Annotated in this window: 14 protein-coding genes and 1 riboswitch; of the genes, 5 read left to right on the top strand and 9 right to left on the bottom strand. The window is 60.7% G+C overall.

The features are described 5' to 3' along the window. Positions 1-11 precede the first annotated feature (11 nt). A riboswitch (yybP-ykoY riboswitch) is annotated at positions 12-178 on the top strand. 9 nt (positions 179-187) lie between these two features. Both mntP and ppnP read left to right on the top strand, forming a co-directional pair. Next, positions 188-757: a manganese efflux pump MntP gene (mntP, locus tag P0D80_RS24505; RefSeq protein ID WP_408287096.1), complete on the top strand. Its 570-nt coding sequence runs from the start codon at positions 188-190 to the stop codon at positions 755-757. Positions 758-904: 147 nt separating this feature from the next. Further along, positions 905-1,225 (top strand): pyrimidine/purine nucleoside phosphorylase, encoded by a 321-nt coding sequence (gene ppnP / locus P0D80_RS24500; RefSeq protein ID WP_116122394.1) that lies wholly within the window; start codon positions 905-907, stop codon positions 1,223-1,225. Between the two features lie 127 nt (positions 1,226-1,352). Here ppnP and P0D80_RS24495 read toward each other — a convergent pair whose 3' ends face one another. The 3 genes from P0D80_RS24495 to P0D80_RS24485 all read right to left on the bottom strand — a co-directional run bounded on the left by P0D80_RS24495 (position 1,353) and on the right by P0D80_RS24485 (position 6,059). Further along, positions 1,353-1,724, bottom strand: a complete 372-nt coding sequence (locus P0D80_RS24495) for a DUF6697 family protein (RefSeq protein ID WP_132383843.1) — start codon at positions 1,722-1,724, stop codon at positions 1,353-1,355. Positions 1,725-2,160: 436 nt separating this feature from the next. After that, positions 2,161-5,268 (bottom strand): bifunctional diguanylate cyclase/phosphodiesterase, encoded by a 3,108-nt coding sequence (locus P0D80_RS24490; RefSeq protein WP_408287094.1) that lies wholly within the window; start codon positions 5,266-5,268, stop codon positions 2,161-2,163. After that, positions 5,265-6,059, bottom strand: coding sequence for a substrate-binding periplasmic protein (locus tag P0D80_RS24485; protein ID WP_408287093.1), 795 nt, complete (start codon positions 6,057-6,059; stop codon positions 5,265-5,267). The genes P0D80_RS24490 and P0D80_RS24485 overlap by 4 nt, the downstream gene beginning before the upstream one ends. 274 nt (positions 6,060-6,333) lie before the next feature. Between P0D80_RS24485 and P0D80_RS24480 the strand changes: the two genes are divergently transcribed. From P0D80_RS24480 to P0D80_RS24470, 3 genes are all read left to right on the top strand, one after another. Then, a complete protein-coding gene (locus tag P0D80_RS24480) occupies positions 6,334-6,810 on the top strand; it encodes a YybH family protein (RefSeq protein WP_408287092.1) in 477 nt (158 codons plus the stop codon). 155 nt (positions 6,811-6,965) lie between these two features. Beyond that, on the top strand, positions 6,966-8,024 hold the full coding sequence (locus P0D80_RS24475; RefSeq protein ID WP_408178547.1) for a catalase family peroxidase: 1,059 nt from the start codon (positions 6,966-6,968) through the stop codon (positions 8,022-8,024). After that, positions 8,021-8,560 (top strand): cytochrome b, encoded by a 540-nt coding sequence (locus tag P0D80_RS24470; protein WP_408178546.1) that lies wholly within the window; start codon positions 8,021-8,023, stop codon positions 8,558-8,560. The genes P0D80_RS24475 and P0D80_RS24470 overlap by 4 nt, the downstream gene beginning before the upstream one ends. A gap of 81 nt (positions 8,561-8,641) precedes the next feature. Here the strand turns inward: P0D80_RS24470 and P0D80_RS24465 are convergent, their stop codons facing one another. The 6 genes from P0D80_RS24465 to P0D80_RS24440 all read right to left on the bottom strand — a co-directional run bounded on the left by P0D80_RS24465 (position 8,642) and on the right by P0D80_RS24440 (position 14,647). Then, complete coding sequence (locus P0D80_RS24465; protein ID WP_132383831.1) at positions 8,642-10,384, bottom strand: ABC transporter substrate-binding protein; 1,743 nt, start codon at positions 10,382-10,384, stop codon at positions 8,642-8,644. 108 nt (positions 10,385-10,492) lie between these two features. Further along, positions 10,493-10,774: a DUF2160 domain-containing protein gene (locus P0D80_RS24460; RefSeq protein ID WP_132383829.1), complete on the bottom strand. Its 282-nt coding sequence runs from the start codon at positions 10,772-10,774 to the stop codon at positions 10,493-10,495. Beyond that, on the bottom strand, positions 10,774-11,583 hold the full coding sequence (locus P0D80_RS24455; RefSeq protein ID WP_132383827.1) for a carbohydrate ABC transporter permease: 810 nt from the start codon (positions 11,581-11,583) through the stop codon (positions 10,774-10,776). The genes P0D80_RS24460 and P0D80_RS24455 overlap by 1 nt, the downstream gene beginning before the upstream one ends. Continuing rightward, positions 11,573-12,469, bottom strand: a complete 897-nt coding sequence (locus P0D80_RS24450; RefSeq protein WP_132383825.1) for a carbohydrate ABC transporter permease — start codon at positions 12,467-12,469, stop codon at positions 11,573-11,575. Before P0D80_RS24450 ends, P0D80_RS24455 begins: the two co-directional genes overlap by 11 nt. Then, a complete protein-coding gene (locus P0D80_RS24445; RefSeq protein ID WP_132383823.1) occupies positions 12,466-13,554 on the bottom strand; it encodes an ABC transporter ATP-binding protein in 1,089 nt (362 codons plus the stop codon). Before P0D80_RS24445 ends, P0D80_RS24450 begins: the two co-directional genes overlap by 4 nt. After that, entirely contained in the window at positions 13,541-14,647 is a 1,107-nt protein-coding gene (locus P0D80_RS24440) for an ABC transporter ATP-binding protein (protein WP_408287088.1), read from the bottom strand. Before P0D80_RS24440 ends, P0D80_RS24445 begins: the two co-directional genes overlap by 14 nt. Between the last annotated feature and the right edge of the window lie 175 nt (positions 14,648-14,822).

Genomic DNA, 14,822 nt, shown 5'->3' with positions numbered 1-14,822 from the left:
GTGATATGCTCGCCCCTGTCTTTGGGGAGTAGCCGGCTTCTACCCAGAAGCGCCTGCGTCAACATTCTCGGTCGCGCAGACCGTGGTGCAGGTAGCCCTTTGGTTGGCAAGACCATCGACACACCACGCGACCGGTCGGGCGCGGAGGTGTGTCGCGGTTTTCCGCCCGACCTCGAGCCCTCCTCTCATGAATCCTGTCGCAACGCTGTTCCTTGCTTTCGCCATGTCCACCGACGCCTTTGCGGCCGCAATCGGCAAAGGCGCCACGCTCAAACGTCCTCACTGGCGTGAGGCTGTCAGGACGGGACTCATCTTCGGCGTCATCGAAGCGCTGACACCCCTGGTCGGATGGTTCCTCGGCAAAGCTGCAGCGCAATACGTCTCCGCATGGGATCACTGGATCGCGTTTGCGCTGTTGTTGGTCCTCGGCGCCCGCATGGTTTTCAATAGCTTTGTCGCCAAGGAAATCGAGGCGGCGAAACCGTCGACTCATTCGTTCTGGTTGCTGGCGCTGACCGGCTTTGCCACGAGTATCGATGCCATGGCGGTCGGTGCGGGCCTCGCCTTCGTGGACGTCAACATCTATTCCACTGCCGCCGCGATCGGGCTCGCCACCATGACGATGGTCACGATCGGCGTGATGCTCGGCCGTGTCATCGGGCATGTGGCCGGCAGGCGTGCGGAGTTGGCGGGTGGCGTCGTGCTGATCGGTATTGGCAGCACTATCCTGGCTGAGCATCTGAAGATCATCGGCTAGACGGTGGTTGACGGCCGCCGGCTGCTCTCCACCTCTTGCGGCGCGATCGACGACTGGCGCGCGCGCCGCCTGTATCATGGCGGGCTTGCGTCCGACCTGAAGTCCGCGCAAACGCATCCACCCACGACAACCCAGAGGAAGATTGGCATGACGGCCGCAACGCAATTCGATCAGGTTTCCATTGTTAAACGAGCCAACGTCTACTTCGACGGCAAGTGTGTCTCGCACACCGTTCTCTTTGCCGACGGTACGCGCAAAACGCTTGGCGTGATCCTGCCCGGCGCGCTGAACTTCGGCACTGATGCGCCGGAACTCATGGAAGTGCAGGCCGGCCAATGCCGCATCCGCCTCGAAGGCAGTGACGAGTGGAAGACGTATGGTGCGGGCGAGTCGTTTTCGGTGCCCGGGAAAAGCCGCTTCGATATCGACGTGATCGAAACACTCGACTACGTCTGCAGCTATCTGTAAAACGTGTCGCGTCGTACGACATTGGTACGGCGCGCGCATTCAAACGTGTGATTGATGATCGCCGGTTGGGCACGAGCTACAACCCAACCGACGAAGAGACGATTCCGAATCGAAGTTTCCGTTGAGATCAACGGCGCTTCATCTTGATCACTCGCGAAATCTGACCAAGCGTAAAGCCCGTGTTCTGCACGTACTTGGCGTAGTCGATCGGAGCAGTAAACGATTCCTCGGTGACGTACTCGCCCATGTAACGGAATCGGTCAGTCGCTGTTCGGACAAAAACAGGCAGTGGGTCGGTCTGTCGCGCGAGCGTTCGGCCTGCCGCTCGTGCAGCGGCGCTGCCATCGCAGACGATCACATCCGGTGCATACGGGTTGAGATCCTGACGCAATCGCGCAGCGACGACCTTGCCGCCCTTCACGGGCAAGAATGCCTGTTTGCATCCTCCCGTCACCCGATGAATATCTTCCCGAGAATACTCTTTTCCAATATCAAACATGATTTTTCTCCCAAGAATGACGCCTGGCTTTAAAGCAGTGGCATCAAGCGGAGCGATGATATCGGCCTGTACCTAAATCCCTTGTATAAAGCACGAGCTTCTTGATAAAGAAGGCATGCTGGTTGAGCGAAACAGCGAGACATGCGCCACAGATTGACCTGGCTGCATCCGGGACTCGTCGCGCGTTTCGATACGCCGTATTAACAGCATTCACCCTGCGGTTATATACGTTCGTTATACGGTTGATGACAGAATCTCGAGGTGACACCGAGCGAGGTTTCGTAGACGGTTGCCGCAAGCGCTTGTAGGAAGACGCCGAGGTATGTAGAGGGCGAAAACCGCACGAAGTGTATGGATCGCCCAGACGCCGAGGCTATGTTTCTACGAGCGCTTGCGTCAACGTTGCGCTACTGATGACGCGTCATTTATCTCTCACTCACTCCGCCACGCACTGACGCGTCTCGACGCTGCTCAAAATCGCTTCAAAACCCTCGATGGGAATCGGGCGGCAGAAATAATAGCCCTGATACGCGTAGCATCCCGCTGCCGCGAGGAAATCCCGCTGAGCCTCCGTTTCGACTCCTTCGGCGATCACGCCCAAACCGAGGCTGCGCGCCAGTGCCACGATGGTCCTGGCAATCACAGCGTCGTTGGGATCGACGAGCACGTCTCGCACGAATGAGCGGTCGATTTTCAACTGGTCCAACGGCAGGCGCTTCAAATAGGACAGCGACGAATAGCCGATGCCAAAGTCGTCCAGTGCGAAGACAATGCCTTTCGCTTTCAGCGCGCCCATCTTCTCGATGATGTCCTGCACGTTGTCGACCAAGACGCTTTCCGTCAGTTCCAGTTTCAACCTGTCGGGCCGCGCGCCGGTTCGAGCGATGATCGTCAATACGTTGTCCACGAAGTCAGCTTCGCGGAACTGCTGTGCGCTGACGTTGACCGCAATCGTGAGATGCGCCATATCCGGCCGCGCAGCCCATTGCGCCAGTTGCGCGCAGGCAGCCTCCAGCACCCAGCTTCCCAGCGCAAGGATCAATCCGGTTTCTTCAGCCAGCGGAATGAACTCGGCAGGCGGCACGACACCGCGCTGCGGATGCTGCCAGCGCACCAGTGCTTCCGCGCCGGTTACACGAGTACCGACGACCTGCGCCTGATAATGGAGCAGAAACTGATTGTCCTCGATTGCATTGCGCAACCCCGCTTCCAGCGCGGCGCGCTGCACCACGACGGTTTGCATGTCCGGATCGAAGAAACGCACGGCATTGCGTCCTCTTTCCTTGGACTTGTACATTGCGAGGTCGGCCTGCTTGAGAAGCTCGTCGATCGACGCCTGATGCCCTCTGAACACGGTGGCGCCGATGCTCGCGCTAGTGCGGTATTCGATTTTGCCAAGATGATAGGGACTACCCAGAACGGCGAGAATTCTTTCGCCCACGGCCTCCGTCTGGTTGGCCGCCTCCTGCCGGTTCTTGTGCAGGTTGCCGAGCACCACCACGAACTCGTCGCCGCCCACTCTGGCCACGGTGTCGCTCTCGAGCACGCTGTCCGCCAGACGCTGCGCGACTTGCTGCAGCAGTAGATCGCCTTTGTCGTGACCCAAGGTATCGTTCAACGTCTTGAAGTGATCCAGGTCGATGAACAGCAAGGCGCCGCACGCTTCGTTCCGCGCGCTGGCCGTGATTGCCTGCCTCAGGCGATCCAGCAACAGGGTGCGATTGGGCAACCGGGTCAGCGCATCGAAGAAGGCCAATTCCTTGATTCGCTCTTCCGCGATCTTGCGTTCGGTAATGTCGTGATGCGTGCCGACATAGTGACTGACGATTCCGTCGTCGCTCATCACGGCGGAGATCGTGAGCCATTTCGGATACACCTCGCCGTTCTTGCGGCGATCCCAGATTTCCCCTTGCCACCCACCGGCGCGATGAATCGCTTCCCACATCTCCTGGAAGAATGCGGCGTCATGGCGGCCGGAGCGCAGCACGCGCGGTGTCTGGCCCACGATTTCCTCGGCCGTATAGCCGGTGCATTCGGTGAAAGCCGAGTTCACGCGCAGAATGGTGGCGCTCGCGTCGGTGATCATCATCGGCTCCATCGAGTCGAAGGCGACAGCGGCAATTCGCAGTTCAGCCTCGACCTGTTTGCGCTCGGTAATGTCGCGGCCGCTCGTGCGAAAGCCGATGAACTTGCCCTTGGAATCGGTAATCGGAACCCAGGACGCGGACAGCCACATGAGCGAGCCGTCCTTGCGAACGCAGCGAAACTCGAGGTCGTCGCCGCGCAAGCCTTGTAGTGCCTTCTGAAACTCGGGTGCAACGCGGGGAATGTCCTCGGGACAAATCACGGTGCCGGCAAAGTCCGGCATTGTCATGCACTCGTCGACGGTATATCCGATGTACGCCTCCACCGCCGAATTGATCCAGCGCGGCTTGCCGTCGGGTCCCCACCAGATTTCCCAGTTGACCGTACAGTCGGCAATCGCGCGGAATTTCTCTTCGTTCTCGCGCAATTCTTTTGTCATTGCCGAGGCAAGCCGCATCGCGCGGCCGCGGCCGGTCATCATCAGCCAGGTGAGCAGCGCCAGCAACAGGCTGAGGCCTGTGCCGGTGCTGGCAATCGGGAGCGCGGCGTTGCGGCCGAAGCGAGCCTTGAAGTCGTCCTGGGCGCTCATCGACAGTGTCCAGTCATGTCCGCCGACAACCAGATATTCGTTGGCCGACATATCCGCAGCCAGATGATGACCGGGCGCCTCAGGCGTTTTGTGCAACAGCGCGGCGGCCGACGTTTCGACGCCATCGTATATAGCGATCGTGAGGCCGGGCGGTTGCTCGCCGTACAGGCTGGCAATGACATCGTGCATGCGGAACGAGGCATAGACCCAGCCGACCAGGTGCGCGCGGCGCTGGGCGACGCTATCTTGCGGCTGGCCTCGTGCGTAGATCGGCAGGTACATGATGAATCCGGGGCGAGCATTGCCGGCGTCCACCGACAGACGGACTTTCCCGGAAAGGGTCGCCATGCCGGAATCGCGCGCCTGTTCCATGGCGCGCCGCCGCACAGGATCGGCCCATGCATCGAAACCGGGCGCCGCCCGATTGATGCCGACGGACGGCTCGCGCTGGATGATGGGCGCGTAGTTCTCGCGCGAGCCTTTGGGCTCGATCGCGTAGTCGGGCAACCCTTGCCGGCGGAGAGCCGCAATATGCTCGACCTTCTGCGTCGCCGGCACCCATGCGACGATGCCGATGGCCTGGATACCGGAGAAGTTGGCGTCGAGATTGAGCGTGCCGACGTAGTCGCGGAACTGATCGCGGTCGATCTCTCCACTAGCGGCGAACAGGCTTTGCACGCCGCGTAGCAGGAGTTCATACGTGCCCATGCGCTGCTCGATCCGGCTGACCGCATCGCCCATGGAATAGTTGAACTGGGATAGCAGTTCATGACGGGCGGCTTCCCGCTCATGGTCCCAAAGCATCCACGTCACGCTGAGCGCCGCGGACAGGACCAATAGCGGAAGCAGGACGAGGCGCGCCCAGTTCACGGCTGCGTCTTGAAATCGACCATCGAATCGGCGAGGTCAGGTTTGAAATATTTCTCGAAGATGCGCCGAACCGTGCCGTCCGCGCGCATCTCATTCACCAGGGCGCGCCACTTTTCGCGCTCGGCCGGCGGCAGTGCCTTCTTCGACATGATGAGGCCGTGACGAACGGCGGGGTCGTCGAATTCCACGATGGTGGTCACGTCGCGGATTTTCTTTTCATCGATCGCAGGGTAATCGAAAGGCTCGATGATCATGCCTTGAATGCGCCGGAGAATGAGCGCCTGATACAGCGGATCCAGACCGCCGGCCTGGCTGACGCGGTTTTCGGCCGACAACTTGTCGACCAGACGGTTGGCCGACTCACTGTAGCGGAAGCTGCGGATCACGCCGAGCTGAAACTGGTCGTTGTGCTCGAAATCGGATAAACGATGGATTCCAGCGTCCTTGCGCACCAACAGATAGTACTTGTTGCTGAAGTACCAGGCGAAATCCGCGTACTCATTACGCTCGTCGTTGGCAATGCCCGACAGGCTGAAATCCAGTCCGCCGGATTCAATCAGCTTCCAGATCCGGGCCCGCGACATCAGGCTGACTCTGATCTGGCAACCGCTGCGGCGGATCAACTCGTCAGCGAAGTCTTTGTCGATCCCGGTGTCCGTGTCGACGGAATAGAGCAGACCGTGATCGTGTAAAGCTAGCGTAAACGAACGCGAACATTCGGGACCCGCGGCCATAGCGCTACCCATGCAGCTTAGCGCCAGTAGCAAACCCCCGAGGCAATGTCGAATCACAGTGTCTCCGTCGTACGAAGATGACTTGAGTACCACATTCAATTTTCCCAGCAATGACGCCGGCGACGCGGTCCTGCTATTGGGTCACTTTTGAATGCGGCTAATTAGATGCCATTTTTTTGCGGACTGGCCAGCATACACCTGTCCGGCCGGGACAGCGGAACATTCAAACCGTAGGCGCTCTTCTCGCAATATCGGCAATGCGCTGCAGTTCTTGAGGGGATGGTTGTTATTTTTTGAGTGGAAGCGGATTCTATCGGTTTGGAGAATTCCGATGATCAGACGGCTGCTTACGATTACCGCGGTATTAGCGGGCGTTGTCATGGCGACTCCGGCTCGCGCTGACGCAGGTTCCGACAAGGCCGCCATCACGGAACGGCTGCGAGGCTGGGCAGAGGCATTCAACGCCCGCAATGCAGCGGGCGTCTGCGATGTGTTCGCGCCTGACCTGGTTTCAACAGTCCCTGAAGTGCTCGATGGTAACCGGGATACGCTCTGCACGAAGCTCGCCGCGCTGCTGGCGAAGCCCGAGTTGACTCTTCACTACGATAGCCCGGACATCCGCGAGATCATCGTTTCCGGGGATATCGCCGTAGTGCGGCTGTTCTGGACGCTGACAGCACGCAAGGGTGCTGAGCAAAGCGTGACGCACGAGGCAGGGATGGATATTTTTAAGCGGCAACCGGATGGCAGGTGGTCCATCGCGCGGTTCATGTCGTTCAGCACGACGCCGAATAGTGTTCTTCGGTGAGCGTTCGGTTGATGCACGCGCCAACCTGGTGCCGACCGAACCCCGCCCTCCGCCCTCCGCCCTCCGCCCACCAAGCACACTCCACCAACCAATGGCACTATTGCCCCCACCCTGCTAGATTTCTACTCAGCCGAATCATTGATCGGGAGAGTTCGATGGCCGACAGACCGACTTCCAACGCCTCCACATTCCGTTCGCTAGTCCTGATTGCAATCGTCGTGATCGCGCTGGTCGCGGCCTTCGCCTTTACGGCCGGCTGGCTCTCGCCGGGGCGCCTGACGCCGGCGAAGATCGTCAACGGTCTGGCGCCGCCGGGCGGCGCAGCGCTCGGCTTCCGGCGCAATCACGCCAAGGGCATCTGCTTTACTGGCAGCTTCGAATCGAATGGCGGAGCTGCGGCCCTGTCCAAGGCGCCGATGTTCGCGCCTGGCTCGTACCCGGTCACGGGACGTTTCAACCTCGCTACGGCGGATCCCAAAGCGCCGGACGCCACGGTCCGGGTGCGGGGCCTCAGCCTGCGCATCGTCGCGCCGAATGGAAGCGAATGGCGCACGGCGATGATCGACGCTCCCTTCTTCCCGGTCGCCACGCCGCAGGCGTTCTACAGTCTGCTTCAGGCCTCGGCCAACGAGAGCGATCCGAACGCCATGAAGAATTTTATCGCCGCACACCCGGAGTTCGGCACGTTTGTCGGGTGGGCCGGCAGCGCGCCGTGGACGGCCTCGTACGCGCAGGACCGGTACAACAGCCTCAATAGCTTCATCTTCACCAATGCCGCGGGAGAAGACCAGGCCGTGCGCTGGTCCTTCGTGCCCACCGCGCAGCCCGAGGCGGTATCGCCTGACCAGTTGAAGACGAAAGGCGCCGACTTCCTCGCCGCGGATATCACGCAGCGGGTGCAAAGCGCGCCGCAACGCTGGACTTTGGTCGTCACCGTCGCCAATCCCGGCGACCCGACCGCTGACCCCAGCAAAGCCTGGCCGGAAGATCGGCGCAAGGTAGACGCGGGGACGCTGGTGGTCAACGCCATCGAGCCCGAGGCCAACGGGCCGTGTCGCGATCTCAACTTCGATCCCACCGTCCTGCCGTCGGGCATGCACGTCTCGGACGATCCGTTTCCGGCCGCGCGCTCAGCCGCCTATTCCGTATCGTTCAACCGGCGGACCGCCGAGGATAAGGACTATCCGCGCCATCCGGGAGGAGCCACGCCATGAGCCCGATTCACGATCGCTTCACACCGCTGCAACGCGCGCTTCACTGGCTCATGGCGATTTGCATTCTGGCGATGCTGTTCATCGGCGTCGGGATGGTGTCCACTGTTCGCCCGGATTATCTTTCTCTGGTGTCCATCCACAAGCCGCTGGGCATCGTGATTCTCGTGCTGGCGCTGATTCGGCTGGTGGTGAGGTTAACTCGGGGCGCCCCGCCGCTGCCAGCGTCGATGCCGGAACCGATGAAACTCGCCGCGCGCCTGTCCCACCTCGCGTTCTACTTACTGATGATCGGGCTTCCGCTGATCGGCTGGGGCATGCTGTCGGCCGCGGATTATCCGGTCGTGGTGTTCGGAATGCATTTGCCGTCCATCCTGCCGCATAGCAACGGTTTGCACACGCTGCTGTGGAACGCGCATAGGACGCTCGCGCTGTGCTTCTTCGCGCTGATCGTGCTGCACCTGGCGGCGGCGCTTCTGCATGCGCTAGTGAGACGTGACGGTGTGTTCGAAGCGATGGCGCCCTGGTCGAAACGGTGAGATGTACGCCTCCTGAAACGATGCGGGCGACCTGAACAGGCCGCCCGCATCAAACCCTCTCGTGTTACCGCATCGCCACCTTTACCGCACCTTCCCCTGTTTCCACGCAGTCAGCAGTTGGTCGTACTTGACTGTCTCGCCTTTCGGCTTCTCGTTCGCCAGCTTCTTCCACGGTGCGTGCTGATCCGACAGCCATTTCGCCGGATCGCTTTCCGGATTCAACTCCGGCGCGCAAACCTTCATCCCCGCGCGCTGCAAACGGGCCAGCACCTGGTCCATTTCCTTCGCCAGATTGTCCATTGCGGCTTGCGGCGTCTTTTCGCCGGCGACGGCCGTCGCGACGTTCTTCCACCACAGTTGTGCCATCTTCGGATAATCGGGCACATTGTTGCCGGTCGGCGTCCAGGCGACGCGCGCCGGACTTCTATAGAACTCGATCAGTCCGCCGTACTTGTCCGCGTTCTTCGTAAAGTAGTCGCTATGAATATCGGAATCGCGGATGAACGTGAGACCGGTAATCGACTTCTTCAGCGAGACGGTTTTGGACGTGACGAACTGCGCGTATAACCACGCGGCGGCACGCTGGTTCGGCGGCGTCGACTTGAAGAAGGTCCACGAACCGACGTCCTGGTAGCCGTTCTGCATGCCGTCCTTCCAGTACGGACCGTGCGGCGATGGCGCCATCCGCCACTTCGGCGTGCCGTCCGCGTTGGTCACGTTGCCGGGTTTCAGCATCGAAGCGGTAAATGCGCTGTACCAGAAGATCTGCTGGGCGATCTTGCCTTGCGCCGGTACCGGTCCCGCTTCGTTGAACGTCATCCCCGAGGCTTCGGGCGGCGCGAACTTCTTCAGCCAGTCGATGTATTTGGTGGTCGCGAACACCGCGGCTGGACTATTCGTGCCGCCGCCGCGCGAGACCGACGCGCCCACCGCATGGCAGCCGTCCGGCGTGACACGCACGCCCCATTCGTCGACCGGCATGCCGTTCGGAATGCCCTTGTCGGCTTCGCCCGCCATCGACAGCCACGCATCGGTAAAGCGCCATCCCAACGACGGGTCTTTCTTGCCGTAGTCCATGTGCCCATAGACTTTTTCGCCGTCAATGTTCTTGACGTCGTTCGTGAAGAATTCGGCAATGTCTTCATACGCGGACCAGTTCACCGGCACGCCGAGATCGTATCCGTACTTCGCCTTGAACTTGTCCTGCAGATCCTTGCGCGCGAACCAGTCGGCGCGGAACCAATAAAGATTGGCGAACTGCTGGTCGGGCAACTGATAGAGCTTCTTGTCCGGCGCGGTCGTGAAACTGGTGCCGATGAAGTCCTTGATGTCGAGACCGGGGTTCGTGTACTGCTTGCCTTCGCCGGCCATATAGTCGGACAGCGGCATGATCACGCCATAGCGGTAATGCGTGCCGATCAAATCGGAATCGGAAATCCAGCCGTCGTAAATGCTCTGACCGGATTGCATCGAGGTCTGCAGTTTTTCGACGACGTCGCCTTCCTGGATGATGTCGTGCTTGACGGAAATGCCGGTGATTTCGGTGAACGCCTTGGCAAGCGTTTTCGATTCATACATGTGCGTGTCGAGTGTTTCGGACACCACATGCACCTCTTTGACGCCGGCCGACTTCAGCGTCGCTGCGGTATCGATGAACCACTTCATCTCGTCCATCTGCTGCTGCTTCGACAGCGTGCTCGGCTGGAACTCGCTGTCGACCCACTTCTGCGCTTCGGGCGTGCCGGCGATCGCTGCGTGGCTCGTCAAGCCAGTCGCGACGACCCCTGCCACGGCGAGCGTGACGATTCGTCTCCTCTGTTGCATGGCTTTCTCCTGTGTCTCCGCACCCCTTGGATCAACTGCCGAGGTCCGCCCGGGGCATCAACGGAACCGGTCTGTCCAGATACGCAAACCTTCAGGACGCAACGCTGTTCATCCTTTCCACATAACGATCAGCAGCACGAGCATCGATGCCGCGAAACCGGGCCACGCGCTCGCGCGTTCCGCGCTGATGCCTATCCACGCGAGATTGATGTACGCCGCAATCAGCAGTCCGATAAAGAGCCGGTCGCCACGCGTGGTGCCGATCGGCAGAAAGCCTTTGCGTTCGACCGTGGGCGAGCGGATTTCCCACACAGTCATACCCGCCAGCATCACCACGACGCAGCCGAAAAAGACCGCCACTTCCGGTGTCCAATACATCCACGTCAGCATCAGACTCTCCCCATCGCAAAGCCCTTCGCGATGTAGTTCCGCACGAAATAGATGACGAGCGCGCCGGGCACGATGGTCAGCACGCCCGCCGCCGACAGCACGCCCCAATCCATCCCCGCCGCCGATACCGTGCGCGTCATCACGGCGGCAATCGGCTTGGCGTTGACGGTGGTGAGCGTACGCGCGAGCAGGAGTTCGACCCAGCTGAACATGAAGCAGAAGAACGCGGTCACGCCCACTCCCGACTTGATCAGCGGCAGGAAAATCTTGATGAAGAAGGCCGGGAACGTATAGCCGTCGATGTAGGCGGTTTCGTCGATTTCGCGCGGCACGCCCGACATGAAACCTTCGAGAATCCACACCGCGAGCGGCACGTTGAACAGCATGTGCGCGAGCGCGACCGCGATATACGTGTCCATCAAACCCACGCTCGAATACAGCTGGAAGAACGGCAGCAGGAACACCGCGGGCGGCGTCATCCGGTTGGTGAGCAGCCAGAAGAACATGTGCTTGTCGCCGAGAAACCGATAACGCGAGAACGCGTACGCGGCGGGCAGTGCGACCAGCACCGACATCACCGTGTTCATCAGCACGTAGATGATCGAGTTGATATAGCCCCAGTACCAGGACGAATCGGTGAAGATGACCTTGTAGTTGTCGAGCGTCACGTGATGCGGCCAGATCGCGAACGCCGACATCGTCTCTTCGTTCGTGCGCAGCGAGATCGACAGCATCCAGTAGAGCGGAATCAGCGCGAACAGGATGTACACCGTCAGCACGACGACGCGCATCCAGCGGTTATTGCGCATAGTCGTCTCCCGTGGTTGCCGGGCCGCCTTTACCCACGCGCTCCATCCAGTTGTAGAGAATGAAACACAGCAACAGGATGATCAGGAAGTAGATCAGCGAAAACGCCGCCGCCGGGCCGAGGTCGAATTGGCCGACCGCTTTTTGCGTCAGGTACTGCGACAGGAACGTGGTCGAATCGCCTGGGCCGCCGCCCGTCAGCACGAACGGCTCGGTATAGATCATGAAGCTGTCCATGAAACGCAGCAGCACGGCGATCATCAACACGCCGCGCATCTTCGGCAGCTCGATATAGCGGAATACGGCGAAGCGGCTTGCGCCGTCGATTTCGGCGGCCTGATAGAACGCGTCTGGAATCGCGCGCAAGCCTGCATAACAGAGCAGCGCGACGAGCGGTGTCCAATGCCAGATGTCCATCACGAGCACCGTGATCCACGCGGCACCCGGACTGGCCGTGTAGTTATATTCGATGCCCGCGTGATTGAGGGCATAACCGAGTAGACCGATATCCGGCCGCCCGAAAATCTGCCAGATCGTGCCGACCACATTCCACGGAATCAGCAGCGGCATGGCCAGCACGACCAGCGACGCCGACGCGCGCCAACCGGACGCGGGCATCGCCAGCGCAAGGCCGACGCCGAGCGGAATCTCGAACAGCAGCACGCAGGCGGAGAAGATAATCTGCCGCCCGAGCGCGCCGCGCAGGTCGTCGTCGTTGATGATTGCGCGAAACCATTCGGTGCCGACGAACACATGCTGCGTCGGGCTGATGATGTCCTGCACCGAATAGTTGACCACCGTCATGAGCGGCAAGATGGCGGAAAACGCGACGCAGATGAACACCGGTACGACCAGCAGCCAAGCCTTCTGGTTGACGGGCTTGTTCATCGCGTGATCCTTTCATCGTTGCTGAAGAACACGGTTTCCGCTGTGGCGAGCTTCAACCAGACCGCGCCTTCGTCGACGCGTAGATGCGGTTCGACCTTGGCCCTGAAGACGTGGCCATCGCATTGCGCGGTGACCAGTTGGTAATTGCCGAGTTGCTGCACACGCAGCAGGTGTGCTTTCACCGCACCGGGTTCACCATCGCTCACCACACGCACGAACTCCGGGCGAATGCCGAGCGTCAGCGTGCCGTTGGCGTGCTTCAGCGTTTCGAGGGTGGGCGAGTCGAGTCGCAAGTGCTGCGTGCCGATCTTGATGCCGTCGGCGTTCAGCTCGATCGGGCAGAGATTCATCCCCGGACTGCCGATGAAGTAGCCGACGAACGCATGATCGGGTCGCAAAAACAACGCACCCGGATCACCCTTCTGCACAACGCGGCCGTTCGTCATCACCACGACTTCATCCGCGAAGGTCAGCGCCTCGACCTGATCGTGCGTCACGTAGATCAACGTCAGCTTCAGTTGCTGATGAATCTTCTTCAACTGGCGACGGAGGATCCACTTCATATGCGGATCGATGACGGTCAGCGGTTCATCAAACAGGATCGCGGCGACGTCCTTGCGCACGAGGCCGCGTCCCAGCGAGATTTTCTGCTTCGCATCCGCCGACAGATTGTTCGCCTTGCGCGGCAATTCACGCGTCATGTCGAGAATTTCCGCAACTTCGTGAACGCGCTGTTTCACGTCGCGTGCCGACATTTTCCGGTTGCGCAGCGGGAACGCGAGGTTGTCGAACACGCTCATCGTGTCGTAGATCACCGGGAACTGGAACACTTGCGCGATGTTGCGCTCGCGCGGGCTCTTCGCTGTGATGTCGCTTCCGTCGAACAACACCTTCCCTTCCGACGGCGTCACGAGCCCGGATACGATGTTCAACAGCGTGGACTTGCCGCAACCCGACGGCCCGAGCAACGCATACGCGCCGCCGTCTTCCCAGACCATGCTCATCGGTTGCAACGCGTAGTCGTCGAGCGTGGCGGGGTTGGGGGCGTAAGCGTGCGCGAGATTCTGGAACTCAATGCGCGCCATGAGCGGCCTCCGGGCCAGACACCAGCGTCGTGTCCGCGCCGAACACAAACAGTTCGTCGGGGTCGATGTACACGTCGAGTTCCGTACCGAGATCGATCTGATGCACCCCTTGCAGTTGCGCGACCAGATCGATGCCGCCTTGCCGAGTGTGCAGATGCAGGTAGGTTTCAGAGCCGCTCAATTCGGCCAGTTCGAGCCGGCATGGCACGGCAACGGAGCGCTGCGTCCGAGGCGCGAGTCGCAGATGGCCGGGCCGCACGCCGATGCGGAACGTTTCGTTCGCGCTGACAGCGCGCGCGCTGGCCCGACCGAGCGGCACGTCGATGCCGATCGGCAGGCGCGCGGTGCCCTCGGGGGTGAGATCGCTGGCGAGCATGTTCATCGGCGGGTCGTTGAAGACGGCCGCGACGTCGATATTGGCGGGCGCGTTGTACACATCGAGCGTCGGGCCGTGCTGCAGCACGCGCCCCTTGTCGACGATCGCCGTGTAGCCGCCGAGCAGCAGCGCTTCGAGCGGTTCGGTCGTCGCATAGACGACGGTGGTTTTGCCGTCCGCGAACAACGTCGCCAGTTCGACGCGCAATTCCTCGCGCAGCTTGTAGTCGAGATTGACGAGCGGTTCGTCCAGCAACACCAGCGACGAGCGCTTGACCAGCGCCCGCGCCAGCGCGCAACGCTGCTGCTGGCCGCCAGACAGTTCGCCCGGGCGCCGTTGCAGCAGGTGATCGATATGGAGTTTGGCGGCGACTTCGTGGACGCGCCTTTTGACTTCGTCGGCGGCCGTCTTTTGCAGCTTCAGCGGCGACGCGATGTTGTCGAACACCGTCATGGCCGGATAGTTGATGAACTGCTGATAGACCATTGCGAGGTTGCGCTGCCTGACGCTGACGCCGGTCACGTCGTTGCCGTCGGCCAACACCCGGCCCGAAGCCGGGCGGTCGAGTCCGGCCATCACGCGCATCAGGGTGGTCTTGCCTGCTTGCGTCGGTCCAAGCAACACGTTGATCGCGCCGGGGACAAGCCGCAGATCGACGCCGTACAGGTGCGTCTGAGCGCCCGAAACGACTGTCACCCGCTCCAGTTCCAAGACCAAATCGCTCTCCTTTGTTCTAGTGCGTCTCCGGTGCTGCGGGTGCCTTTTTGTACGTCTTGGGGCGAACGGCAAAGCGCGCCCCTTTTTCTGAAAGGAAATCAAAACAACAGATTCGATGTTCCTTTTTGTTCGTTTACGTTTAAATCGGTGTTAACCATACAATCGGTCGACAATG

This window comes from Paraburkholderia sp. RL17-373-BIF-A (genome assembly GCF_046030175.1).
In the GTDB taxonomy this organism is placed as follows: Bacteria; Pseudomonadota; Gammaproteobacteria; order Burkholderiales; family Burkholderiaceae; genus Paraburkholderia.
The sequence above is the reverse complement of the archived record's forward strand: the minus strand, read 5'-3'. Positions and strand labels throughout refer to the sequence as shown.